At 65.6% G+C, this 23,223-nt stretch carries 20 protein-coding genes; 12 read left to right on the forward strand and 8 right to left on the reverse strand.

Annotated features, from left to right (window positions below; all coding sequences use genetic code 11):
* Positions 1-51: 51 nt before the first annotated feature.
* Genes AC2T4A_RS21020 through AC2T4A_RS21035 form a run of 4 tightly spaced genes read right to left on the reverse strand, consistent with a single transcriptional unit; the run spans position 52 to position 4,862 of the window.
* On the reverse strand, positions 52-1,290 hold the full coding sequence (locus tag AC2T4A_RS21020) for a CaiB/BaiF CoA transferase family protein (RefSeq protein ID WP_486741687.1): 1,239 nt from the start codon (positions 1,288-1,290) through the stop codon (positions 52-54).
* A gap of 22 nt (positions 1,291-1,312) precedes the next feature.
* Positions 1,313-2,515, reverse strand: coding sequence for a 3-oxoadipyl-CoA thiolase (locus AC2T4A_RS21025; RefSeq protein ID WP_486741688.1), 1,203 nt, complete (start codon positions 2,513-2,515; stop codon positions 1,313-1,315).
* 32 nt (positions 2,516-2,547) lie between these two features.
* Positions 2,548-4,089, reverse strand: a complete 1,542-nt coding sequence (locus AC2T4A_RS21030; protein ID WP_486741689.1) for a 3-hydroxyacyl-CoA dehydrogenase — start codon at positions 4,087-4,089, stop codon at positions 2,548-2,550.
* Positions 4,086-4,862 (reverse strand): enoyl-CoA hydratase, encoded by a 777-nt coding sequence (locus AC2T4A_RS21035; RefSeq protein WP_486741691.1) that lies wholly within the window; start codon positions 4,860-4,862, stop codon positions 4,086-4,088. Before AC2T4A_RS21035 ends, AC2T4A_RS21030 begins: the two co-directional genes overlap by 4 nt.
* Positions 4,863-5,104: 242 nt before the next feature.
* Here AC2T4A_RS21035 and AC2T4A_RS21040 point away from each other — a divergent pair, with 242 nt between their 5' ends.
* The 3 genes from AC2T4A_RS21040 (at position 5,105) to AC2T4A_RS21050 (ending at position 8,577) form a co-directional block, all read left to right on the forward strand.
* Positions 5,105-5,971, forward strand: a complete 867-nt coding sequence (locus tag AC2T4A_RS21040) for an IclR family transcriptional regulator (protein WP_138526449.1) — start codon at positions 5,105-5,107, stop codon at positions 5,969-5,971.
* Between the two features lie 58 nt (positions 5,972-6,029).
* On the forward strand, positions 6,030-7,184 hold the full coding sequence (locus tag AC2T4A_RS21045) for an acyl-CoA dehydrogenase family protein (RefSeq protein WP_478377965.1): 1,155 nt from the start codon (positions 6,030-6,032) through the stop codon (positions 7,182-7,184).
* Between the two features lie 118 nt (positions 7,185-7,302).
* Entirely contained in the window at positions 7,303-8,577 is a 1,275-nt protein-coding gene (locus AC2T4A_RS21050) for an MFS transporter (RefSeq protein WP_416751287.1), read from the forward strand.
* Between the two features lie 144 nt (positions 8,578-8,721).
* Here AC2T4A_RS21050 and AC2T4A_RS21055 read toward each other — a convergent pair whose 3' ends face one another.
* Complete coding sequence (locus AC2T4A_RS21055; RefSeq protein ID WP_017518411.1) at positions 8,722-8,931, reverse strand: cold-shock protein; 210 nt, start codon at positions 8,929-8,931, stop codon at positions 8,722-8,724.
* A gap of 290 nt (positions 8,932-9,221) precedes the next feature.
* Here AC2T4A_RS21055 and AC2T4A_RS21060 point away from each other — a divergent pair, with 290 nt between their 5' ends.
* The gene (locus AC2T4A_RS21060) at positions 9,222-9,389 is read left to right on the forward strand and encodes a hypothetical protein (protein WP_167523180.1); all 168 of its coding nucleotides are present in this window, start codon (positions 9,222-9,224) and stop codon (positions 9,387-9,389) included.
* A 61-nt stretch (positions 9,390-9,450) separates the two neighbouring features.
* Here the strand turns inward: AC2T4A_RS21060 and otsA are convergent, their stop codons facing one another.
* Genes otsA through otsB form a run of 3 tightly spaced genes read right to left on the reverse strand, consistent with a single transcriptional unit; the run spans position 9,451 to position 13,450 of the window.
* The gene (otsA, locus tag AC2T4A_RS21065; RefSeq protein ID WP_478377967.1) at positions 9,451-10,860 is read right to left on the reverse strand and encodes an alpha,alpha-trehalose-phosphate synthase (UDP-forming); all 1,410 of its coding nucleotides are present in this window, start codon (positions 10,858-10,860) and stop codon (positions 9,451-9,453) included.
* The gene (locus tag AC2T4A_RS21070) at positions 10,842-12,641 is read right to left on the reverse strand and encodes a glycoside hydrolase family 15 protein (protein ID WP_486741692.1); all 1,800 of its coding nucleotides are present in this window, start codon (positions 12,639-12,641) and stop codon (positions 10,842-10,844) included. Before AC2T4A_RS21070 ends, otsA begins: the two co-directional genes overlap by 19 nt.
* Positions 12,638-13,450, reverse strand: coding sequence for a trehalose-phosphatase (gene otsB / locus AC2T4A_RS21075; protein WP_478377969.1), 813 nt, complete (start codon positions 13,448-13,450; stop codon positions 12,638-12,640). Before otsB ends, AC2T4A_RS21070 begins: the two co-directional genes overlap by 4 nt.
* Positions 13,451-13,750: 300 nt before the next feature.
* Between otsB and AC2T4A_RS21080 the strand changes: the two genes are divergently transcribed.
* The 8 genes from AC2T4A_RS21080 to AC2T4A_RS21115 all read left to right on the forward strand — a co-directional run bounded on the left by AC2T4A_RS21080 (position 13,751) and on the right by AC2T4A_RS21115 (position 23,129).
* Positions 13,751-14,728: a fatty acid desaturase gene (locus tag AC2T4A_RS21080; RefSeq protein ID WP_486741693.1), complete on the forward strand. Its 978-nt coding sequence runs from the start codon at positions 13,751-13,753 to the stop codon at positions 14,726-14,728.
* Positions 14,725-15,519, forward strand: a complete 795-nt coding sequence (locus tag AC2T4A_RS21085) for a phosphate/phosphite/phosphonate ABC transporter substrate-binding protein (protein WP_486741695.1) — start codon at positions 14,725-14,727, stop codon at positions 15,517-15,519. The genes AC2T4A_RS21080 and AC2T4A_RS21085 overlap by 4 nt, the downstream gene beginning before the upstream one ends.
* A 133-nt stretch (positions 15,520-15,652) precedes the next feature.
* A complete protein-coding gene (locus AC2T4A_RS21090) occupies positions 15,653-16,159 on the forward strand; it encodes a sigma-70 family RNA polymerase sigma factor (RefSeq protein ID WP_413352082.1) in 507 nt (168 codons plus the stop codon).
* Positions 16,156-17,112 carry a FecR domain-containing protein gene (locus AC2T4A_RS21095; RefSeq protein ID WP_486741696.1) on the forward strand — a complete coding sequence of 319 codons (957 nt, stop codon included), beginning with the start codon at positions 16,156-16,158 and terminating at the stop codon, positions 17,110-17,112. The genes AC2T4A_RS21090 and AC2T4A_RS21095 overlap by 4 nt, the downstream gene beginning before the upstream one ends.
* Positions 17,113-17,232: 120 nt before the next feature.
* Positions 17,233-19,866 carry a TonB-dependent receptor domain-containing protein gene (locus AC2T4A_RS21100; RefSeq protein ID WP_486741697.1) on the forward strand — a complete coding sequence of 878 codons (2,634 nt, stop codon included), beginning with the start codon at positions 17,233-17,235 and terminating at the stop codon, positions 19,864-19,866.
* Positions 19,867-19,923: 57 nt separating this feature from the next.
* On the forward strand, positions 19,924-20,937 hold the full coding sequence (locus AC2T4A_RS21105) for an ABC transporter substrate-binding protein (protein WP_486741698.1): 1,014 nt from the start codon (positions 19,924-19,926) through the stop codon (positions 20,935-20,937).
* Positions 20,934-21,776, forward strand: a complete 843-nt coding sequence (locus tag AC2T4A_RS21110; RefSeq protein WP_486741699.1) for an ABC transporter permease — start codon at positions 20,934-20,936, stop codon at positions 21,774-21,776. Before AC2T4A_RS21105 ends, AC2T4A_RS21110 begins: the two co-directional genes overlap by 4 nt.
* A gap of 126 nt (positions 21,777-21,902) precedes the next feature.
* Positions 21,903-23,129 carry an EAL domain-containing protein gene (locus tag AC2T4A_RS21115; protein WP_486741700.1) on the forward strand — a complete coding sequence of 409 codons (1,227 nt, stop codon included), beginning with the start codon at positions 21,903-21,905 and terminating at the stop codon, positions 23,127-23,129.
* Positions 23,130-23,223: the final 94 nt, after the last annotated feature.

Here is a 23,223-nt window from a genome sequence, read left to right on the forward strand (position 1 = left end):
GGCTTGTGCCGGTGCGCTTTTTCGTAGGAGCGAGCTTGCTCGCGAACGGACTCATGCCTTACCGAGCTGCTCGATCACACCCTCGGCCTTAAGCTGCGCCAGGCGCGCATCGTCGAGCCCCAGGCGGCGCTTGAGCACCTCGTCGGTGTGCTCGCCGAGCATGGGCGCCGGGCGCTGGTATTCCACCGGCGTCTCGGAGAGCTTCAACGGGCTGCCGACCATGCGGAACGCGGGGTTCTGCGCGTGGGGAATCTCCACCAGCATGTCGCGGGCGACCACCTGCGGCTCGTCCAGCGCACGGCCGATGTCGTTGATCACGCCCACCGGCACCTTCATCGCGTGGATGCGCTTCACCCAGTTGTCGGCGGTGTCGCCCTGGAAGTGCTCGGCGAGCTTGCCGACGATGATGTCGCGGTTGCGCACGCGGTCGGCATTGCGGGTGAAGCGCGGGTCCTTGGGCAATTCCGGCAGGCCGATGGCATCGCACAGCGAAACGAACTGGCTGTCGTTACCGCAGGCGATGATGAAGTCCATGTCCTGCGCGCTGAACACCTGGTACGGCACGATGTTGACGTGGGCATTACCCTGGCGGCCCGGCGAGCGGCCAGTGGCGAGGTAGTTCTGGCTCTGGTTGCCGAGCATGGCGACCTGCACGTCCAGCAGCGCCATGTCGCAGTGCTGGCCGCGGCCGGTCTTCTCGCGGGCCAGCAGCGCAGCCTGGATGGCGACCACCGAATACAGGCCGGTCATCACGTCGGAGACGGCGACACCGACTTTCTGCGGGCCGGCGCCGGGCACACCGTCCTTCTCGCCGGTGATGCTCATCAAGCCGCCCATGCCCTGGATGATGAAGTCGTAGCCAGGCTCCTCGGCACGCGGGCCGGTCTGGCCGAAACCCGTGATGGAGCAGTAGACCAGGCGCGGATTGACCTTCGACAGGCTGTCGTAATCCAGCCCGTACTTGGCCAGCGAACCGGCCTTGTAGTTCTCGATCAGCACATCGCACTCGCAGGCCAGGGCGCGCACCAGCGCCTGCCCTTCCTCCGTCGCCAGGTTCAGCGCCACCGACAGCTTGTTGCGGTTGGTGGACTGGTAGTACGCCGCCTCGGAGCTATCCGAGCCGTCGGCCGCCTTCATGTAGGGCGGGCCCCAGCCACGGGTGTCATCACCCACGCCGGGCCGTTCGATCTTGATCACTTCCGCGCCCAGGTCGGCCAGTACCTGGCCGCACCAGGGGCCGGCCAGCACGCGGCTGAGGTCGAGTACGCGGTATCCGCTCAAAGCACCCATCTTCACATCCTCACTGGCGCGCTCAGGCGCGCTCGATAACCATGGCGAGCCCCTGGCCGACGCCGATGCACAGGCTGATCACCGCATAGCGTTGACCGCTGCGCTGCAGTTGTCGCGCCACGCTCAGCGCCAGCCGCGCGCCGGAAGCACCCAGCGGATGACCGACGGCGATGGCGCCGCCATTGGGGTTGACCCGTGCATCGTCGAAGTCCACGCCCAGGCCATGCAGGCAGCCGAGCACCTGGGAGGCGAAGGCCTCGTTGATCTCGATGATGTCCATGTCGGCGAGGGTCAGGTTGGCACGGGCCAGCGCCTTGTTGATCGCCTGCACCGGGCCGACGCCCATGATGCGCGGCTCCACGCCGACGGCGGCCGCCGAAAGAATTCGCGCCAACGGCTTGAGGCCGTGGCGCTCGCCCGCCGCGGCCGAGCCGATCAGCAACGCGGCCGCACCATCATTGACGCCGGAGGCGTTGCCGGCGGTGACCACTCCACCTTCGGACAGAGGCTTCAGGCGCGCCAGTGCGGCTTCATCGGAGGACGGACGCGGATGCTCGTCCTGCTCGACCACATTCGGCGGCGTCTTGCGACCGGTGGGTACGCTGACCGGGAGGATTTCCCCGGCGAAGAAACCGTCCTGGCGAGCGGCTTCATAGTTGGCCTGGGAGCGGGCGGCAAAACGGTCGGCCTGCTCGCGGCTGATGCCGAATTCGCGGGCCACGTTGTCGCCAGTCTCCGGCATGCTGTCGTTGCCGAACCCGGCGACGATCTTCGGGTTGGGGAAGCGTGCGCCGATGGTGCTGTCGAACACCGTCAGGTCACGGCTGTAGGCGGCCTCGGCCTTGGCCATGACGAAGGGCGCGCGGGACATGCTTTCCACCCCGCCAGCGACGAACAGCTCGCCTTCGCCACAGGTCACGGCGCGCGCTGCATCGATCACCGCAGCCAGGCCACTGGCGCACAGACGGTTCACCGTCTGGCCCGGCACGGTGACCGGCAGGCCGGCGAGCAGCGCGGCATGGCGGGCGATGTTGCGGCTGTCTTCACCGGCCTGGTTGGTGTTGCCGAGGATCACGTCCTCGATGGCGTCGCCCGGCACCTGTGCGCGGGCCAGCAATTCGCAAATCACCTGGGCGACCAGGTCGTCCGGGCGTACCGGCGCCAGGGCGCCGCCGTGGCGGCCGAAGGGGGTGCGCAGGCCGGCGTAGATATAAGCATTGAGCATCGGTATCTCCTTGAATCAGTAGGCGCCGGGCTTCAGCCCAACGCAGGCTCGGCATGGCGCAGCGACAGGCCCAGCGCGGCGCGGCGGCGCAGCCACGGGCCGGGGCGGTAGCGGGCGTCGCCGGTCAGGTCGGTCATGCGTTCGAGGATGGTCAGCAGGCGCGCCGGGCCGACGCTGTCGCCCCAGGCCAGCGGGCCTTGCGGGTAACCCAGGCCACTGCGCACGCCTTCGTCGAGGTCGTCGACACTGGCAATACGCTGCTGGACGATGTCGCCGGCCAGGTTGACGATCAGCGCCAGTACGCGCTGGGCAACGAAGCCGACGCTGTCATTGACGACCGTGACGCCTACACCGTCAGCCGCCAGCAGCGCATGGGCGGCGTCGCGCATGGCTGGAGCGGTCGCCGGGTTCTGCATCAGGCAGCGGTGGCGTTGCAGGTCCAGCAGCAGGTCGATGCAGACCGTGCGCGCCGGCTCGGTGCCGAAACGCTGGCAGGCGCTGGTGGCGTCGATGCCGTAAGGGGCCAGCAGGCAAAGCGCTTCGCTGCTCGGCTGGGCGCCCTGCTCCAGATTCGCACCCAGCTTCTTCAGCAGCTCGCTGAGGCGCTCGCGGTCCTGGTCGTTTTCCACACCGATCCACACGGGCGGCAGTACGGCAACGCTCGGCACCGGTTGCGGCACCGGCGGGTCGATCATCTTGCCGTCCGCGTAGCGATAGAAGCCACGACCGACCTTGCGGCCGACGAAACCGGCCGCGAGCATCTGCCGGGTCAGCGCCGCCGGGCGATAGCGCGGCTCCTGGTAGAACTGGTTGTAGATGGACTCGATCACCGGGTGGGAAACGTCCAGCGCGGTCAGGTCGAACAGTTCCAGCGGGCCCATGCGGAAGCCCAGGCCCTCGCGCAGGATGCGGTCGATGTCGGCCGGCTCGGCGATGGCTTCCTTGAGCATCTGCAGGGCTTCGGTGCTGTAGGCACGGCCGGCGTGGTTGATGATGAAGCCGGGGGTGTCCTTGGCGCGGATGCCGCGATGGCCCATGCGCGCGGCCAGTGCCACCAGGCGGTCGCCGACCTGCGGATCGCTGGCCAGGCCGTCGATTACCTCGACCACCTTCATCAGCGGCACCGGGTTGAAGAAGTGGAAGCCCGCCACGCGCTCGGGATGCTGGCAGCCACGGGCGATGCTGGTAACCGACAGTGACGAGGTATTGGTAGCGAGGATGCAGTCAGCGCTGACCACGGCTTCCAGCTCGGCCAGCAGGGCCTGCTTGGCGTCGAGCCGCTCGATGATCGCCTCGACCACCAGATCGGAATCCGCCAGCTCATTCAGCGAGGCGGCGACCAGCAGCCGCGCCAGCGTAGCATCGGCCTCGGCGGCGCTGATCTTGCCTTTCTCCGCCAGCTTGGCGAGGGTCCGCCCGAGATTGTCGCGAGCCGCTTGTGCAGCGCCATCACGGGCGTCGAAGAGTTTCACCTGGATGCCGGCCTGGGCGGCGATCTGGGCGATGCCGCTGCCCATGACGCCAGTACCGACAATGGCCATGCGCTCGATGCCGAAAGAAAGGGTCATGCTCATTCCCCCAGGAAGCTGGCTTGGCGTTTTTCCAGGAAGGCGGCGGCGCCCTCCTTCTGGTCCTTTGAATCGAACAGCAACTGGAAGGCCTTGCGCTCCAGGGTCAGGGCGCTTTCCAGCGGCAGGTCCGCACCGGTCAGCATCACTTCCTTGATCTGCGCCACGGCCAACGGCGGCAGTGCGGCGATTTCGGCAGCCAGCTCCAGCGCGCGGGGCAGCGTGCGCGAGTCTTCCACCACTTCACTGAGCATGCCGATGGCCAGGGCTTCGGGCGCCTTGATCAGGCAGCCGGTCAGCGCAATGCGCATCGCCTGGAACTTGCCGACAGCGCGGATCAGTCGCTGGGTACCACCGGCGCCGGGCATCAGGCCGAGCTTCACTTCCGGTTGGCCGAAACGCGCCGATTCACCGGCGACGATGATGTCGCAGTGCATCGCCAGCTCGCAGCCGCCGCCCAGGGCGAAGCCATTGACCGCGGCGATCACCGGTTTCGGGCAGCGGGAAATGGCTTCCCACAACAATTCGGTATGGCGGCGGTACATCTCGATGGGGCTGGCCTGGGCGAACTCACGAATGTCGGCGCCGGCGACGAAGCACTCCTCACCTCCCGTCAGCACCACCGCGCGAACCTCGCGGTTGTCGCTCAGGGCGCGGAAATGCTCGGCCAGTTCCTGGCGCACGGCGGCGTTCAAAGCATTCTTGGCTTCCGGACGGTCGATGCGGACAACCGCCACGCCATCGGCCCGGATATCGAGATGAACCACGTTGGTACTCATGACAGCGAAGACCTCTTATTGTTTCGTCTGACGAAACTACATTCCGTATTTCGATTTCATCATAGTGATACAGAATCCAGGCTGTAAACGGTGATGATCCAACCAACCCTGAAAGCCCAGTAAAATCAGGGTACTGGATATTTTTACCAGCACGCCTGTACTAACCAACTCAGACCCATTACAATTTCGTCTGACGAAACTGAATTTTATTTTATTGATTTTCCGTGAATAGGGGTTCTACCATGCGCCGCAACAAGACGGAGATGGATTCGGCTGCGCCGACGAAAAACGAAGGTGAGATCGGCCTGCTGGAACGGGGTCTGTACGACCCGGCCACGGCACTGAGCGAAGAGGAAAACAGCGGCCAGTTCGTCACGGCCCTGGCTCGCGGCCTGGAGATCCTGCGCTGCTTCACGCCACGGGAAAACGTGCTGAGCAACCAGGACCTGGCCCGCAAGACCGACCTGCCCAAGCCGACCGTGACGCGCCTGACCAACACCCTGATGCGCCTGGGCTGCCTCAAGCGCGAGATGCATTCGGGCAAGTACCAGCTCGACGTCGGCGTACTGGGTTTCGGCTACGCGATGCTGTCGAACCTGTCGATCCGCGCGGTGGCCCATCCACTGATGGAGGAACTGGCCAACCACGCCCAGGCGGCGGTGGCCATGGCTGCCCGCGACCGCCTGCAGATGGTTTATCTGGACGTGGTCCAGGGACAGGGAAACATGACGATGCGCCGGCAGATCGGCAGTTATCTGCCGCTGGCGGCGAGCTCGGTGGGCCGCGCGTGCCTCGCGGCGATGCCGGAGAACGAGCGGGAATTCCTGCTCGAGCACATTCGCGAACGCGAACCGGACACCTGGCCGGCCATCCGCAAGGGTCTGGACCGTGCCTTCAGGGACTACACCGATTACGGCTACTGCCTGTCGATCGGTGAATGGCACCGCGACGTCAACTCCGTCGCCGTGCCCTTGGTACACCCGCAGTACGGCCTGCTGGCCTTCAACTGCGGCGGCCCGAGCTTCCAGCTGACCCGCGAGAAGCTCGAGGACGACATCGGGCCCCGCCTGATCAACATGGTCAACAACATAGGTGCCGCCGCTCGCTGAATCTCGGGTGACGGTGCCTCGGAAGACAGGCCCGCTCACGGGCCTCTGAGGAGTGCACATGATCCGAGACCCAGAAACGCTGCAGATACTTCTGGACTCCATCCACCAGTTCGTCGGCGAAGTGCTGATTCCGCGGGAGAACGAGGTCGCCGAGACCGACGCCATCCCGCAGGACATCATCGAGCAGATGCGCGAGATGGGCCTGTTCGGCCTGACCATCCCCGAAGACTTCGGCGGCCTGGGCGTGACCATGGAAGAAGAGGTGAACATCACCTTCGAACTCGGCCGCACCTCCCCTGCCTTCCGCTCCTACATCGGCACCAACAACGGCATCGGCTCCATCGGCATCCTGATCGACGGTACGCCGGAGCAGAAAGCTCACTATCTGCCGAAACTCGCCAGCGGCGAACTGCTCAGCGCCTTCTGCCTGACCGAGCCGGACTCCGGCTCCGACGCCGCCTCGCTGAAGACCACCGCCGTGCGCGATGGCGACTTCTACGTGCTCAACGGCACCAAGCGCTTCATCACCAACGCCCCGCACGCCGGCATCTATACCGTGATGGCCCGCACCAACCCGGCAATCAAGGGTTCCGGCGGCATCAGCGCATTCATCGTCGAGCGCGGCACGCCGGGCATTTCCCTTGGCAAGCCGGACCACAAGATGGGCCAGAAAGGCGCGCACACCAGCGACGTGATCTTCGACAACGTGCGCATTCCCGCCAGCCAGCTGATCGGCGGCGTCGAGGGCGTGGGCTTCAAGACCGCCATGAAGGTGCTCGACAAGGGCCGCCTGCACATCGCCGCGCTGAGTGTCGGCGCCGCCGAGCGCATGCTTGCCGATGCGCTCAACTACGCCCTGGAGCGCAAGCAGTTCGGCCAGCCGATCGCCGAGTTCCAGCTGATCCAGGCGATGCTCGCCGACAGCAAGGCCGAGATCTACGCCGCCCGCTGCATGGTGCTGGACGCCGCGCGCAAGCGCGATGAGGGCCGCAACGTCAGCACCGAAGCCTCCTGCGCGAAGATGTTCGCCACCGAGATGTGCGGCCGCGTTGCCGACCGCTGTGTGCAGATCCATGGCGGCGCCGGCTACGTCAGCGAGTACGCCATCGAGCGCTTCTACCGCGACGTGCGTCTGTTCCGGCTCTACGAGGGCACCACGCAGATCCAGCAGGTGATCATCGCCCGCAACATGATCCGCGAAGCCCAGGCCTGATCACCCCATAAGGCGGCGCGCGGCCACGCACCTCGCGCCGTCGACTCAAAGCACCTGCCACACGCTTACCGAGGATCGGCACGCCGGTCCGCCAACAACTACAACAGGTAATTCGTTCATGGAAACCACTGCTTCGACCTCCCACGCGACTACCCAGGACAAGACCTGGGTGCTCGTTTTCGCGTTCTGCTTCATCGGCCTGCTGATCGATGGCGCGGACCTGATGCTGCTCTCCTACAGCCTCACCAGCCTCAAGGCCGAGTTCGGCCTGAGCAATCTCCAGGCTGGCAGCCTGGGTAGCGTCACCCTGGCCGGCATGGCCTTCGGCGGTATCTACGGCGGCTGGGCCTGCGATCGCTTCGGCCGGGTCAAGACCGTGGTCTGGACCATCGTGCTGTTCTCCGTCGGCACCGCCGTCCTCGGCCTGACCCACAACTATTGGCAGTTCGCCGCCGCACGCTTCGTTGCCTCTCTGGGTCTCGGCGCGCTGTACGTCGCCTGCAACACGCTGATGGCCGAATACGTGCCGACCAAGTACCGCACCACCGTGCTGGGCACCCTGCAGGCGGGCTGGTCGGTCGGCTACATCGTCGCGACCCTGCTGGCCGGCTGGATCCTGCCGGACCACGGTTGGCGCTACCTGTTCTACATCGCCATCATCCCGGTGGTGCTGGCCGTGGCCATGCGCAAGCTGATCCCCGAGCCCGCGGCCTGGGTCCAGGCTCAGGCCGAACGCCAGCAGCGCAAGACCGCCGGCCAGTCGAGCAGTGTCGCCGCCGCCCCGCGCCAGAACGCCTTCCGGCAGATCTTCAGCGACCCGAAGGCCAGCCGCATGTTCCTGTTCTGGGCGCTGACCGCCGGCTTCCTGCAGTTTGGCTACTACGGCGTGAACAACTGGATGCCGTCGTACCTGGAAACCGAGATGGGCATGAACTTCAAGGCCATGACCTCGTATCTGGTGGGCACCTACGCCGCGATGATCCTCGGCAAGATCCTGGCCGGCGTCGCCGCCGACTGGTTCGGCCGCCGCACCGTGTTCTCCTTCGGCGCCCTGGGCACCGCCGTGTTCCTGCCGGTGATCGTGCTGTTCCACAGCCCGGAGAACATTCTCTGGATGCTGGTGGTGTTCGGCTTCCTCTACGGCATTCCCTACGGCGTTAACGCGACCTACATGACCGAGAGCTTTGCAGCCGCCTTCCGTGGCACCGCAGTCGGCGGGGCGTACAACATCGGCCGTATCGGCGCGGCCATCGCACCGGCGGTGATCGGCTTCCTCGCCACGCAGATGTCCATTGGCGTGGGCTTCCTGGTGATGGGCGCGGCGTACTTCATCTGCGGCGTGATCCCCGCCCTGCTGATCCGCGATAAGCAGTTCGACCCGCAGCAGGAGTGACCTGAGCGCTCAGCGCCGAGCCACGAAAAACGCCCGGTGCACTGCACCGGGCGTTTTTGTTTGTGCCTAACCAAGGGCGCCAAGGCAAATCGCAGGCAAAAAAAAGCCCCGCCTAAGCGGGGCTTTTCTCGTCAGCGATGTCGATTAGACAGCGCGAACTTGTTCAGCTTGCGGGCCTTTCTGGCCGGCAGTCACAACGAAGCTGACCTTCTGGCCTTCGTCGAGGGACTTGTAGCCGTTGCCTTCGATCTGACGGAAGTGAACGAATACGTCCGGGCCGCTTTCCGGGGTGATGAAGCCGAAGCCCTTCTCAGCGTTGAACCACTTGACGATGCCGTTTTGACGATCGGACATGATGTTGTCTCCTAAAAAAATGCTAAAGGCCGGCCGAAAGCCGACCGGCGATGAGCTGAATGCGTAGTGAAGAGGTGCCGAGGAGATGGAGCATCTTGTAGAAGAACATCAAGTCGCGGAACTCGTTACTGGGCAGGCAGCCCATGCAGAATACAAGGTTTGGCGCTAATTCATAGCTTTTTTTCACGACCAGTGGTGATTTTGACAAATGGTCGAGCAATCCCGGCCAAATGCGCAAAAGACGTGTAGGCTGGCCGGGCCGGCTTGGCGCCCAACGCATAGGTGACTTCATGACTGATTCACAGCTGATTCGCGAACGTTCGGAGCTCGATGAAAAGATTGCCGCTTTCCTCTCCCAGGGCGGCGAAATCCAGGAAATCCCCGTTGGCCAACTGGCAGTGAAGGTCGAGCGGAAGTCGCAGTGGGCCAAATCCGACGGCAAGAAACCGGCACCCTAGCCTGGCGTTGACCTTGAATACCCCAAAAAACCCCGCCAAGGCGGGTTTTTTCATTTGTACCTCAGTGACTGAGGTAATGGTTCGACAGCCAGTTCAGCGCCCTCCCCGGCCGCGTCAGCGCATCGATGAAGCTCGGCCCCCAGAAACGGATGTCATTGGCCTCCAGCACCGCATACATGTCGCGGTGGCGCGCCTGGCGTTCCTTTAGCGGCATGCGCAGTGCCTGCTGCATGGCATCGGCCAGGGCATCGCGATCATGGGGGTTGATGATCAGCGCGCCGCCCAGTTCGGCAGCGGCGCCGGCGAACTGGGAGAGGATCAGCACACCGGGGTCGTCCGGGTCCTGCGCGGCGACGAATTCCTTGGCAACCAGATTCATCCCATCCCGCAGCGGCGTCACCAGGCCGATGCGCGCGTGGCGCATGACCATCGCGATGTCCGCGCGCTGGTGGTTGCGCGCGACGTAGCGCAGCGGCACCCAGGACACGGCGCCGAACCGCCCATTGATGTGGCCTACGCGCGAGCTCACGGCGGCGTCGATGTCGGCGTACTCGGGAATATCCTGGCGGCTGCCCGGAGATATCTGCAGGCAGGTCACGCGGTTGTGCCAGTCCGGATTGCGCTCGAGGAAGCGCTCGTAACCGTCCAGGCGATTGACGATGCCCTTGGAATAGTCGAGCCGATCCACCCCTACCATCAGCGCGCGGCCGCCCAGGCTTTCGCGCAGGTCTTCGGCGGCCTGGCTCTGCGAGGCCTCTTCGGCGAGCTGGCGGAAGCCGGCGGCATCCACGCCCACAGGGAACACCCCCACACGAAAATGCTGGTCTTCCAGGTGATAGCGGCGGCCATCGGGCGTCGCCGCGCCAACGACGCGGGTCAGGTAACGAGCGAAGTTGCTGGCGTCGTTCTCGGTCTGGAAGCCGATCAGGTTGTATTGGGTAAGCGCGCGGATCAGTTCATCGTGGTGCGGCAGTGCGGTGATGAGATCGGCCGGCGGCATCGGGATGTGCAGGAAGAAGCCGATGCGGTTGCCATGCCCGCGCTGCCTCAGGGCCGAGGCAAGGGGAATCAGGTGGTAGTCGTGGACCCAGAGGACGTCGTCCTCCTCCAGCAACGGGCTCAGGCGCTCGGCGAAGAATTCGTTGACCCGCTGGTAGCCGCCGAACTCGGCTTCGTTGAATTCCGCAAGGTCCACCCGGTAATGCAGGATCGGCCAGAGCACGCGGTTGGCGAAGCCGTTGTAGTACTCGTCGAAGTCCTGCGGGTGCAGGTCGGTGAGGATGTACTGCAGGTTATCGCGCTGGACCATGGTTGGCGGGCCCGGCTCCTCGGCTTTCTCGCCGCTCCAGCCGAACCAGATGCCCTCGCGGTTGCGCATGGCGGCCTCGACCGCCACGGCCAGCCCGCCCGGCGCCGGGCCGTTTTCATCGGGGATCGCGACCCGGTTGGAAATCACCACGAGGCGCGGCATAGACCTTCCTCCCAGCCAATGGAAAGTCGCATGGCGGAATTGATCAGGCCGGCCATGGAGTAGGTCTGCGGGATATTCCCCCAGAGCTCGCCGGTGTGTGGGTGCAAATCTTCGGAGAGCAGCCCGTAGCGGTTGCGCGCGGCAATCAGTTGCTCGAACAGCTCGCGCGCCTCGTCGGTGCGGCCGATGGCGGCGAGCGCATCGAGGTACCAGAACTTCACCACCAGGAAGGCGGTTTCCGGCACGCCGAAATCGTCCGCCGCGGCATAACGCAGCATCTGCCCGTTGATGTTGAGTTCGCGGCCGATGCATTCGACGGTGGCGATGAAGCGCGGATCGTCGGCCTCGATGATGCCCAGTTCGTTCATCAGCAGGACGCTGGCATCCAGGTCATCATGACCGAAGGCGCCGGTGAAGCACTGCTTCTTCTCGCTCCAGGCCTCGGCGAGGATGCGTTCGCGCAGATTGGCCGCCTTGTCCAGCCAGCCGCCGGCCTCTTCGCTTCGGCCCAGGCGCTTGGCAATGCGCGCGACGCGGTCACAGGCGACCCAGCAGAGCAGCGCGGAATGGGTGTGGATGCGCTGGCGGCCCCGGTACTCCCAGATGCCGGCATCCGGCTCGAAGGCTGCGTGCACGGCCTTGGCGGCGAGGTTCTCGAGCAACTGCAACATGCCCTCGCTGCTGGGGTTGGGCAGGCGCTCGTCGACGAAGCTCTGCAGTACCGCCAGCGCCACCGAACCGAAGACGTCGTGCTGGTTCTGTTCCACCGCCTGGTTGCCGACACGCACCGGCGCGTGGTTGAGGAAACCGGCGAGGTCCGGCTCGATGCGTTCGGTGAGGTCTTGGTTGGGGATGATCCCGTACAGCGGCTTGAGCTCGGCGTCGCCGCTGGCCACGGTGGTGATGAAGTCGATGTAGCCCTCCATGGTCCGCGTGGCACCCAGGCGATTCAAGGCAAGGATTACGAAGTAGGCATCGCGCAGCCAGCAGTAGCGGTAGTCCCAGTTGCGCTGGGAATCCGGGGCCTCCGGCACGGAGGTGGTGGCGGCGGCGATGATCGCCCCGGTGTCTTCGAAATTGCACAGCTTCAGGGTGATGGCCGAGCGGATCACCACCGGCTGCCATTCGAAGCAGATGGCCAGGCCGCGCACCCAGTCGTGCCAGTGGTTCTGGGTGCGCTTGAGGTAGTCGCGGACCACTTCGCCGGGGGCATTGCCCAGCGGCTCGTCCATGCCGATCACCAGGCTCACCGAATGACGCAGGGCGAACGGCGTTTCATGCTGGATGTAGGCCAGCGGCGCATCAGTGGTCAGGCGCAGCGGCTCCTCGCCCTCCAGGTAGCGGATGTGACTGGAGCCCGTGACGCCCTGGCTGGGGGTGCCGTAACCGTGGGTCGGACGTACGCGCAAGATGATCTTCGGTACGCCTTCGATGGGTTCGATCAACCGACACAACTGCGCCGGCCGGTAGATGTGCCCGTGTTCCAGGAAGCGCGGGGCGAAGTCGGTGATACGTACTGCCCCACCATTGTCGTCGCGCAGCACGGTGGTGATGATCGCTGTGTTGCGCTGGTAATCGGAGGTGCTGCTGACCTGGTTTTCCAGCACCACATCAGCAAAGCCCTTCTCGTCATCGCCGGCCAGCAGCCGGGAAAACGCTGGATCGCTGTCGAAATTCGGGTAGCACCACCAGACCATACGCGCCTGCGGATCGACCAGCGCCGCCACCCGGCAATTGCCGATCAGGCCCAGTTCAAGAGCACCTTCGTGCCGGTTCGTCATCGGTGAATTCCTCCTGCTTGCATCAATGCGTCACGGACTTGTTCCGCGTCGCTGAACACCGCGCTGGCGCCGGGCAAGGCACGCCCGACGGACAGGCCGAGGCCGCCCAGGGATGGCATCAGCGCGATGGCGGGTTCGTCGGTGACATCGTCGCCGAGGTACAGCGGCAGGCGTCCGGCGAAACCCGGCGTGGCCAGCAGGCGCTGGATCGCCCGGGCCTTGTCGACGCCTTCGGAAACGACTTCGTAGACCTGCTTGCCATTGAGCAGCCGCAGGCCGGCGCTTTCTGGGGCGCGCAGCAAGGCCTGCAATTGGACGCGCAATTCTGCGGCGAGCGAGGGGGCGGTGCGGTAGTGCAGCGCATAGCTGCTGCCCTTGTCCTCGACATGGATTCCGACATGCCGGTTCGCCAGGGCGTTCAATTGCACTCGCACGCTGGCGGGCAAGTCCTTGGTGGTTCGGCGCAGCGGGCTATCGCCGCTCTCGCGCCAGTGCGCGCCATGGCCGCCACTGGCAGCGAGACGCAGGGGTTGGAAGAGCCGGTCGAGTTCTTCGACCGGTCGGCCGCTGATCAGGGCCAGGGCACCATCGAGTCGGCGATGCAGGTGCGTAAGCGCATCGAGCAGCCCGGGCGGTACGACGACCGCGTCGGGTGATTCGGCGATGTCCAGAAGGGTTCCGTCGACATCCAGGAACAGTGCGGTCTGCTGCGGGCGGCTGAGCCAGAGGTTCAGCAGCGCAGTGGCTGAGGCCTCGCTATGCGGGACCATGGCCGTGTCGACAGGTCCCCCAGGTACGGGACGTGACATGAGCCATTTCTCCATGTTCAGGGCGTGCCGCGCGGCCGTGGGTAGCCATTGCGGACGTGAAAGGGAGCCCAAGGACCCTAACATGTGGGACCACAGGGGTCGACCATGGGTTTCACCCGTATTCCGCGCGACAAGCCGCAGGCCAGAGCTGGCGGCGCCTGCAGCAGGTTCTCGCCTGTCGCTCACGTCCGGGCATAAGGCTATGCCCAAAGGTTCTGCAAGATTTTCCCGCCTCGCTCCACAGACATCTCAGCGGACCTGCGTAGCGGTTCGAATCCACTGACCTGCCCGGGAGCCCCCATGCCACCTTTGCCACCCGCCGAGGCGCCGTTGGCGCTTGACTGGCAACTACTGCGCGATGCCCTGGAACGCGACCGTCTCGGCGCCAGCGAATGGCCGACCTGGCTGCTGCTGATCGGTGTCCAGGCAAGCTGGTTCGCCCTGCTGCTGGCCAGCCCCTGGCTCGGTGTGTGGCCGACTACCCTGCTGCTGGTTCCCGTCGTCGCGCTGTGGATGTCGGTACAGCATGAACTGATGCACGGCCACCCTACCCGCCTGCCCTGGCTGAACAGACTATTGGGCTATGGTCCCTATGCCCTCTGGTATCCCTATGAGCTGTACCGCGACAGCCACCTGGCCCATCACCGCGATGAGCAGTTGACCCTGCCTGGAATAGACCCGGAGAGCCGCTACATCGGCCATGCCGGCTGGCACCGCCTGCGCATGCCGGCGCGGGTGTTGCGCTGGGCCGACAAGACCGTGCTAGGTCGCCTGCTGATAGGCGCGCCGATAGCCCTCTGCGGCCTCGCCATCGAAGAAGGTCGCCGGCTGCGGCGCGGCGATCGGCAGGCCTGGCTGATGTGGTCGACCCACGGCATTCTGTGCCTGTTGCTGCTGGCATTCGTGGAGCATTTCAGCCGGCTGTCCGCGCTGCACTATATCGTCTGGGTCAGCGTGCCGGCGCTGGCCCTGGGCATGCTGCGCTCCTTCTACGAGCACCGCCCCGCCGCTGCGCCGGAGCATCGCAGCGTGCTCAACGAAGCCGGCTGGCCCTGGCGGTGGCTGTTCCTCAACCTCAACCTGCACCTGGTCCATCACGACCTGCCCTGGGCGCCCTGGTACCGCCTGCCGCAGCTGTACTTCGCGCACCGCGACTACTGGCTGCAGCGCAGTGGCGGCTTCCTCGTGCGCGGCTACGGTGAACTGATCCGCCGCCACGCCGTGCGGCCCGTCGACAGCCCGCGACACCCCTTCGCCGGAACGGAGCCGACAGCATGACCCGCGCCATTGCCGAACTGCCGATGTACACGGCGCCCGAGGCCGTGCGCCACGCCAGCGAAGCCTGGATCGCCCATACGCTTGAACTGCTGGGCGTTCGCCGGCAGCGCTGGCAGGGAGATGACCTGCACGCCCTGTTCCTGACCCCGGACCTGCTCTTCACCCAGACCTGTGGCTATCCGCTGATGACCGCCTTGCGCGGCCGTGTCCGACTGATCGGCCGACCGGATTTCGACCTTCCGCATAGCACCGGCGGTGAGCATTGCAGCCTGCTGCTGGTGCGCGAGGACGAACCGCGCAACGATCTCGACTCCCTGCGTGGCTGTCGGGGCGCGGCCAACAATCCCGACTCGAACACCGGCATGAACCTGCTGCGCCACGCGCTGGCTCCCTGGCAGCGAAACGGCCGCTACTTCAGCGAACTGCAGTGGAGCGGCAGCCACCGCCAGAGCCTGGCATGGCTGCGCGAAGGCAGCGTCGACCTGATCGCGATGGACAGCGTCACCTTCGCCTACCTGGCGCTCCATTCACCGGCGGAGACCCGCGGAGTCCGCTTGCTGCAACGAAGCGCGCCGAGCCCCGCCCTGCCCTATATCACCGCCGCCGGCGAAGCAGACGCCAGGGACATCCGTGAGGCCATGAATCAGGCCCTGGCACAGCATCCGCACTTGTCCACCGCGCTGCGCATCCGCCGCATTCTGCCGGCAGTCGAAGCGGATTATCAGGTGCTGCTGGACTACGAGCGCGAGGCCGTCTCACTGGGTCTGGCAATGCTGCATCCGGGTCGCTGATCAGGCCTGGAAAATGTGAATTTTGGTTATAAACATCTTTTACAAAGCTATTTTTAAAGAATAAGACGCCTTGCTAGGATGCCTCCACCGGAACACCGGACTCCCTCGCATCACTCAAGTTTCTGGAGCCGTCATGTCCGGTGCCGACAATTCCCATGGCCAGTATGTTGGCCTGCTGTTCCGCCAGCACTATGACTGGCTGCAAGGCCGCCTGCGACGGCACCTGGAATCCGGCGCCAGCGCCGAGGACCTGGCGGCGGAAACCTTCGTCCAGTTACTGGCCAGCCCGGTCCTGGCGCCGATCCGCGAGCCTCGCGCGCTGCTCACCACCATTGCCCGCCGCCTGCTGTTCCAGCTGTGGCGGCGCCGCGATCTGGAACGAGCCTACCTGCAAAGCCTCGATCCCGAAGCGGCCGACGAGCGCTCGCCCGAGCAGATCGCCGAACTGCTGGAAGCGCTGCAACGCATCGATCAGTTGCTGGACGGCCTGCCGGCGAAGGTGAAGGCGACTTTCCTGCTGTCGCAGATCGACGGCCTGACCTACCCGGAGATTGCCCGCACCCTGGGCATCTCCCAGCGCTCGGTGAGCGACTACATGGCCAGGGCCCTGCAGCGCTGCCTCAAGGCGAGCCTGTCATGACCGGCGAACAGGAACAGGCACTGCTGATCGAGCAGGCCACTCGCTGGCTGGTACTGCTGCGCTCCGGCCACGCCAGTCGTGACGACTGGCAGGCGTTCATCGCCTGGCGCGAGCAGGACGTGCGCCACCAGCAACTCTGCGAACGACTGGAACACACCCTTGGCGCATTCCGCGTGGCCCAGGCCCAGGGCGTGCGCGGCGAACAACTGCAGCGCACCCTCGGCGCCGCCGGCGCGAGTCGCCGGAGGTTGTTGCACGGCGCCCTGGCCGGCGCCGGTGTGATGCTCTGCGCCGGCCTGCTGGCCGACCGTCAATTGCCCCTGGAGGAGCTGACCGCGGACCTGCGCACCGCCACCGGCAGACGCCAGCGCATCACCCTCGACGATGGCAGCGAACTGGTGCTTAACGCGCGCAGCGCTGTGGACATCGACTTCACCCCGCAGCGCCGCCTGCTGCGGCTGCGACGCGGGGAAATCCAGCTGCGCGTGGCCGCTGACAAGCGTCCGCTGCTGATCGCCAGCCCTTTCGGCCAGGTACTCAGCCAGGGCGGCCGCCTGCAATTGCGGCTGGACGAGGAGCGCTGCGCGGCCAGCGCACTGGAGGGTTCGCTGGAACTGGCCACCCTGGCCGGCGAGCGGATGCAGTTGCCGCGCCGCCAGCAAGTGATCTTCGACCGCTACGCTTTCGCCCCGCCAGCGCCCTTGCAGGGCGGTGAAGGCGCCTGGGTGGACGGCCTGCTGGAAGTACGCAACCAGCGTCTGGCGGAGGTTCTCGACGCACTGCGCCCCTACCGCAGCGGCGTGTTGCGCGTCGACCCGGCGGTGGCCGGGCTACGCGTCAGCGGACTTTTCCGCCTGGACGACAGCGACCAGGCACTGGACACCCTCGCCCGCACCTTGCCGATCCGCATCGCGCGACGCACGGACCTGTGGGTCAACGTCGGGCCCGCCTGATACCGCACCGTTACCAGGGCGGTTCTAAGGACATAACCAATCGATCTGCAAGGTTCTCGCACGCCGCTGCACAGAGATGACGTAAGCGCCGCCTTTTGCGGCGCATCCTCTGGGGGAGTCATGTCGCGTCATTCCGTTTTCATCCGCAAGGCCGGGGCGTTGACCCTGGGATCGCTCGCCGCCCTGTTCCTCGGTTCGGCGCTGGCTGCCGGGCCCTCGCAGGCCTACCACATCGCGTCGGGGCCCTTGGACGAGGTGCTGCTGTCGATCAGCCGGCAGAGCGGCCAGGTGATTTCCTTCACGCCAGAAGTGGGGCGTTACTCGTCATCGGCGGTCGATGGCACCTACTCCGCACAACAGGCGGTGGACGCCGCGCTGCGCGGCACCGGCTTGCAACTTCAGGTCAGCGAAGACGGCGCCTTCGTCGTCCGCAAGGTCGGCAACGCCAGCCTAAGGGCCAATGGCGCAGCGGCGGATTCGACCATTCCGACCCTGGACCGCGTGGTTGCCATCGGCACCCGTCGCCAGGACGCCACCGCGCTGACCAGCAGCGCGCCGGTGGACGTGATCAACGCCAGCGAGCTGGTTCAGACCGGCGCCACCAGCCTGAACCAGGCCCTGTTCCAACTGCTGCCGTCGTTCAATTTCCCGCAGAACCAGAGCGCCACCCGCGGCCAGGACCCGAAGGGCGCTTCGCTGCGCGGGCTGTCACCGGACCAGACCCTGGTGCTGGTCAACGGCAAGCGCCGGCATGCCTCGGCGGTGGTGAACATCTCCGGCGGCGTCCCCTTCATCGGCGCGCAGTCGGTGGACCTGGACATGATCCCCATCAGCGCCATCGACCACGTCGAAGTGCTGCGTGACGGCGCGTCCGCCCAGTACGGTTCCGACGCCATCGCCGGGGTCATCAACATCGTCCTCAAGGAACGCGACAGCGGCGGCCAGGCCACCACGCAATTGGGCAAGTACAGCCAGGGCGATGGCTTCAGCAAGTCCGCCGACGGCTGGTACGGGCTGGCTCTGCCAGGCGATGGCTTCCTCACCCTGAGCTTCAACGGCCTGAACAACAAGCCCGACGATATCGGCGAGAAGTACCAGGCCGACGGCCAGTGGCAGGACCCACGCTGGGGCGGCGCGAGCCGGGAGAAATTCAACCTGGCGGCCAACGGCGAGATCGGCCTGGACGATGCCTGGCGCCTCTACAGCTTCGGCACCTACGGCCGCGATACCTCCTACAACAACACACCGCCACTGCTGGCCGGCAGCCCCAACAACGTGCCGCAGATTTACCCCAACGGCACCATCCCGCAGTACCGATACCACTACGAGGATGCCTCGCTGACCTTCGGTTCGCGCTACGAGGACGAATCCCTCGGACGCTTCGACCTGTCCGCCACCTATGGCCGCGACAAACACACCGAACGTGCCTCGGACACCGTCAACCCCAGTTATGGCGTGGCCACCCAGACCAGGTTCGACGTCGCCACCCTGATCAACGAGCAGACCAACCTGAACCTCGACTACAGCCGCGATGTGGACGTGGACTGGGCATTCAAGCCGCTGACGCTGTCCGCCGGGCTGGCCTGGCGCGACGAGCGCTACCGCCTGGAGGAAGGCGACTTCGCCTCCTACTCCTACGGCGGTATCGATGGCGTGCAGGTCGGCGCGGTGCAGGCTTCAGGGCTGACGCCGGACGATGCCGACACCTATACCCGACAGGTACGCGGCCTCTACCTGGGCCTGGAAAACCAGCTGACCGAGCGCTTCCAGTTCGGTCTCGCCGCACGTACCGAGCACTACTCGGACTTCGGCGACACCACCACCGGCAAGCTCTCCGCGCGCTACGAACTGACCCCGCAACTGGGCCTGCGCGCGACCATCAACAACGCCTATCGCGCACCCACACTCGGGCAGATCGGCACCTCCTGGACCACTACCACCAACGTCGGAGCCGATGGCAACCCGGTCCTGACCCGCATGCTGCCCGTGGACAATCCGGCGGCGCGCGCCCTGGGGGCGGAGAAGCTCAAGCCGGAGAAGTCCGACAACTACTCCCTGGGCCTGGTCTGGCGCCCCAGCGAGCAGGCCTCACTGACTGTGGATGCCTACCAGATCGACATCCGCGACCGCATCCTCTACAGCGGCGGCATCTATGGTCCCGAGGCCGAGCGCATCCTCACCGAGGCGGGCTACGGGCAGTACAGCTGGGCTCAGTTCATGACCAACGCCGCCGACACCCGCACCCGAGGCGTGGACGTGGTGGGCAAGTACAACCTGGAACTGGGCGCCTACGGCAACCTGGCGCTGTCCGCCGGCTACACCAAGACCCGTACGCGGGTGCAGAAGATTCACGAGAACCCCAACGGCTTTGTCACCGTCACCCGCGAATCCGAGGGCTACCTGGAGCACGGCTATCCGGAAGACAAGCTGGTGCTGGGCGCCGTGCACAGCTTCGGTCCCTGGACCGTCAGCCTCTACGAAACCCGCTTCGGCCGATACCGCAAGTACGCCGCCGACGAGAGTGCGGCGCAGTACGACCAGACCTTCTCCGCGCAGTGGGTCACCGATCTCGACCTGAACTACGCATTCAACCGCAGCTTCAAGGTCTCGGTCGGGGCCAACAACCTCTTCGACAGCCGCCCGGACAAGTACAACGACCAACTGCGCCAGACCCCGGCCCAGCAGTACAGCTACCTATCCCCGGCCGCTCCAGAGGGAACCTTCTACTACACCAAGCTCACCTACGACTTCTGAGGCCGAACGGGCGTGCCCTGGCGCGCCCGCAACCTCACCTTCACGAGGAAACCTTGCATGCAATCGTTCAAACGCTGGTTCGGCGGCGCCGCACTCGCCCTCGGCTTGCTGACCTCCGCGGCCCACGCGGCTGACAACAGGACGCCCATCCATTTCGGCGAACTCACTTGGGAAAGCGGCAGCCTGATCACCGAAGTCCTGCGTCTGCTGGTGGAACAGGGCTACGGCTACCCCACCGATACCCTGCCCGGCAGCACGGTCAGCCTCGAAGCGGCATTGGCACGCAACGACGTCCAGGTGATTGGCGAAGAATGGGCCGGGCGCAGCCCCGCCTGGGTCAAGGCGCAGGCCGAAGGCAAGGTATTCGGTCTGGGCGATACCGTGAAGAATGCCGATGAAGGCTGGTGGGTACCCGAGTACGTGATCAAGGGCGACCCGGCGCGCGGCATCGCGCCCCTGGCGCCCGAACTGCGTTCGGTGGCCGATCTGCCGCGCTACCGCGAGGTGTTCCGTGACCCCGAATCGCCGGACAAGGGACGCTTCCTCAACAGCCCGACCGGTTGGACCTCGGAAATCGTCAACTCGCAGAAGCTCAAGGCGTACGGCCTGACCGACAGCTTTACCAACTTCCGCACCGGCTCCGGCGCGGCCCTGGATGCCGAGATCGCCTCATCGATCCGACGCGGCAAGCCAGTGCTGTTCTACTACTGGTCGCCTACTCCACTGATGGGTCGCTACAAGCTGGTACGCCTGGAAGAACCGCCGTTCGACGCCGAGGCCTGGAAGACCCTGAGCGACGCGAAGAACCCCAACCCGCGCGGCACCCGTTCGATGCCGGCGCGCCTGTCAGTCGGCGTATCCGCGCCCTTCCATCGCGACTATCCGGAGTTGGTGGGCGTATTCGAGAAGGTCGACTTCCCCATTGGCCTGCTCAATGCCTCCCTGGCGAAGATGAGCGAGACGCGCCAGCCGCCGCGCGAAGCCGCCCGCGATTTCCTCAGGGCCAACCCGCAGGTCTGGCATCCGTGGGTCAGCGAAGCGGTCCGCGCCAAGGTCGAGGCGGCGCTGTGAGTTCGAGCTTCCCGCAAGGCCTGCATCACTCCATTGCCGGGCCGGTGAACCAGTTGGTGGACAGCCTGGTCCTGAACTACGGCGACCAGTTGCGGCAGTTGTCCGACAGCCTGCTGCAACTGGTGACCCTGCTGGAAAACCTCCTGCGCCTGCCGCCCTGGTGGCTGCTCCTGACGCTGATGGGGCTGCTCGCCTGGCACGCCGGGCGCAGCTGGAAGCGCGCACTACTGCTGGTGACATTGCTGTTCCTGATCGGCGTAGTCGGGCTCTGGGACAAGCTGTTGCAGACCTGCGCCCTGGTACTGATCGCCACCGGCCTTTGCGTACTCATCGGCGTGCCGCTGGGCGTACTGCTGGCTTACCGACCGCTGGCTCGCCGCTTGCTGATGCCGCTGCTGGACGTCATGCAGACCCTGCCCAGCTTCGTCTACCTGATCCCTGTGCTGATGCTCTTCGGCCTGGGCAAGGTGCCGGCGATCTTCGCCACGCTGATCTATGCCCTGCCGCCGCTGGTTCGCCTGACCGACCTGGGCCTGCGCCAGGTCGACCCTTCGGTTCGCGAAGCGGCACGCTGCCTAGGTGCCAGCCGCTGGCAGCGGCTGCGCCACGTCGAGCTGCCGCTGGCCCTGCCCAGCCTGATGGCCGGGCTCAACCAGACGGTGATGATGGCGCTGTCCATGGTGGTGGTGGCCTCGATGATCGGCGCGCGCGGCCTGGGCGAGGATGTGCTGGTGGGCATCCAGACCCTGGATGTTGGACGCGGTGTCGAGGCAGGGCTGGCGATTGTCGCGCTGGCGGTCGTCATCGACCGGGTAACGCAGGGCTACGGGAAGCGCTGACAGCCACGAAAGCCGACCCAGCAAGGCTTGATGAGATTTTCCTTACAGAAGGCCCGGAATCCTCCGCCTCTCAACGAGGACGTCATTTTCGAGAATGTGCCGGGCCATCTTCCATGGGAAAACCACATGTCTCCGCTCTCCGCGCTGGTGCTCCAAGCTTCCGGTCTGCACCGCTCGACCGCTGTCACCGCGCTGCATCACCTGGGCTACAGCTTCCTCTCGGCGGTCTCCAGCAACGCATTCGCGCTGGACCGGATGCGCAGCCAGGGCGGCGTCCACCTGCTGATCTGCGATGTGCGCATCAACCCGGTGGCGTGCCTGGAACTGCTCCAGACCGTTGCCCGCGAACGCCTCGCCCATGGCGTCGTGGTCAGCGGTGAAATGGCCCCCGGCACCTGGAGTGCACTCTCCCACCTCCTGCAATTGCAGGGCATGAGAGTGTTCTGGCTGGGCAACGATGCAGCGACCCTGGAGCGCCTGCGGGCCCTGCTCAGTGACTTCCAGCCATCGGGCGGGCAGCTCGGGCTGCCACTGGCCGAGGCAGCCACTGACGACGACAGGGAAGCCGCTGGCCCGCTCGCGCGAGGAAAGCTGCGCGCCCACCTGCAACCCAAGGCAAACGTCGACACCGCGCAAATCTACGGATTCGAAGTGCTCGCGCGCTGGCAGCTGGAGGACGGTGCGGTGCTGCTGCCCGGAGAGTTCCTTTCGGCCCTGCGCCGCTCGGGCAGGCTCGACGGCATGCTCTTCGAGCTGATGACCCAGGCTGTCGAAGCGCTGCGCGCCCAGGGCAACAACGAACTGAAGCTGTCCTTCAACCTGGAGCCTGAGCAGATCGCCCAGACTGGTTTCGCTGCCGCCGTGGAGCGCAACCTGCGAGACCTGGATATCGACCCCAGGCGTATCACCTTCGAACTGACCGAGTCCTCGCCACTGCACGCCCCGGCCCTGAGCCTGGAAAACGTGCTGCGTCTGCGCTTGCTGGGCTGCGGCCTGGCCATCGATGACTTCGGCTGCGGCCACTCCACCCTGCAGCGTCTGATGGAGCTGCCGTTCACCGAGCTGAAGCTCGACCGCCATCTGCTGGCCGATGTGAACAACGGCGATCCGCGCCGCCTCATCGTGCTGCGCAATGCCCTGGCGCTGGGCCGCGAACTCGGTCTGCGGGTGATCGCCGAAGGCGTGGAGAACGCCGCGCAGCTGCGCCAGTTGCAGCAGCTGGAGTGCGATTGCGCCCAGGGCTATCTGTTCGGCGCACCACTGGACGCCAGCCAGATCGGTACCTTCTTGCGCAGCGCGCCGCTGCGGCTGCAGAAACTCGAAGCGGTTCAGGCGCTGCGCCCAGCGAACTGATGCGGAAAAGAAAACGGCTGTTGCGGACTTCCTGTCCGCAACAGCCGTCTGGATTGTCCTCAGCAAAGGACGCGGGAATTGTAGGCCATTGGCC

The sequence above is a fragment of the Pseudomonas sp. PVC-3-1 genome, from assembly GCF_057444315.1.

What these genes read in the sequence shown, in the direction of transcription:
- otsA (WP_478377967.1), bottom strand. Translation starts at nt 10,860, where the DNA reads ATGCCGCGCCTCGTGGTGATTTCCAACCGGGTCGCGATCCCCGATGAA.
- AC2T4A_RS21085 (WP_486741695.1), top strand. Translation starts at nt 14,725, where the DNA reads ATGACCCGCGCCATTGCCGAACTGCCGATGTACACGGCGCCCGAGGCC.
- AC2T4A_RS21080 (WP_486741693.1), top strand. Translation starts at nt 13,751, where the DNA reads ATGCCACCTTTGCCACCCGCCGAGGCGCCGTTGGCGCTTGACTGGCAA.
- AC2T4A_RS21050 (WP_416751287.1), top strand. Translation starts at nt 7,303, where the DNA reads ATGGAAACCACTGCTTCGACCTCCCACGCGACTACCCAGGACAAGACC.
- AC2T4A_RS21020 (WP_486741687.1), bottom strand. Translation starts at nt 1,290, where the DNA reads ATGGGTGCTTTGAGCGGATACCGCGTACTCGACCTCAGCCGCGTGCTG.
- AC2T4A_RS21055 (WP_017518411.1), bottom strand. Translation starts at nt 8,931, where the DNA reads ATGTCCGATCGTCAAAACGGCATCGTCAAGTGGTTCAACGCTGAGAAG.
- AC2T4A_RS21045 (WP_478377965.1), top strand. Translation starts at nt 6,030, where the DNA reads ATGATCCGAGACCCAGAAACGCTGCAGATACTTCTGGACTCCATCCAC.
- AC2T4A_RS21100 (WP_486741697.1), top strand. Translation starts at nt 17,233, where the DNA reads ATGTCGCGTCATTCCGTTTTCATCCGCAAGGCCGGGGCGTTGACCCTG.
- AC2T4A_RS21095 (WP_486741696.1), top strand. Translation starts at nt 16,156, where the DNA reads ATGACCGGCGAACAGGAACAGGCACTGCTGATCGAGCAGGCCACTCGC.
- AC2T4A_RS21025 (WP_486741688.1), bottom strand. Translation starts at nt 2,515, where the DNA reads ATGCTCAATGCTTATATCTACGCCGGCCTGCGCACCCCCTTCGGCCGC.
- otsB (WP_478377969.1), bottom strand. Translation starts at nt 13,450, where the DNA reads ATGTCACGTCCCGTACCTGGGGGACCTGTCGACACGGCCATGGTCCCG.
- AC2T4A_RS21105 (WP_486741698.1), top strand. Translation starts at nt 19,924, where the DNA reads ATGCAATCGTTCAAACGCTGGTTCGGCGGCGCCGCACTCGCCCTCGGC.
- AC2T4A_RS21115 (WP_486741700.1), top strand. Translation starts at nt 21,903, where the DNA reads ATGTCTCCGCTCTCCGCGCTGGTGCTCCAAGCTTCCGGTCTGCACCGC.
- AC2T4A_RS21040 (WP_138526449.1), top strand. Translation starts at nt 5,105, where the DNA reads ATGCGCCGCAACAAGACGGAGATGGATTCGGCTGCGCCGACGAAAAAC.
- AC2T4A_RS21030 (WP_486741689.1), bottom strand. Translation starts at nt 4,089, where the DNA reads ATGAGCATGACCCTTTCTTTCGGCATCGAGCGCATGGCCATTGTCGGT.
- AC2T4A_RS21060 (WP_167523180.1), top strand. Translation starts at nt 9,222, where the DNA reads ATGACTGATTCACAGCTGATTCGCGAACGTTCGGAGCTCGATGAAAAG.
- AC2T4A_RS21070 (WP_486741692.1), bottom strand. Translation starts at nt 12,641, where the DNA reads ATGACGAACCGGCACGAAGGTGCTCTTGAACTGGGCCTGATCGGCAAT.
- AC2T4A_RS21035 (WP_486741691.1), bottom strand. Translation starts at nt 4,862, where the DNA reads ATGAGTACCAACGTGGTTCATCTCGATATCCGGGCCGATGGCGTGGCG.
- AC2T4A_RS21090 (WP_413352082.1), top strand. Translation starts at nt 15,653, where the DNA reads ATGTCCGGTGCCGACAATTCCCATGGCCAGTATGTTGGCCTGCTGTTC.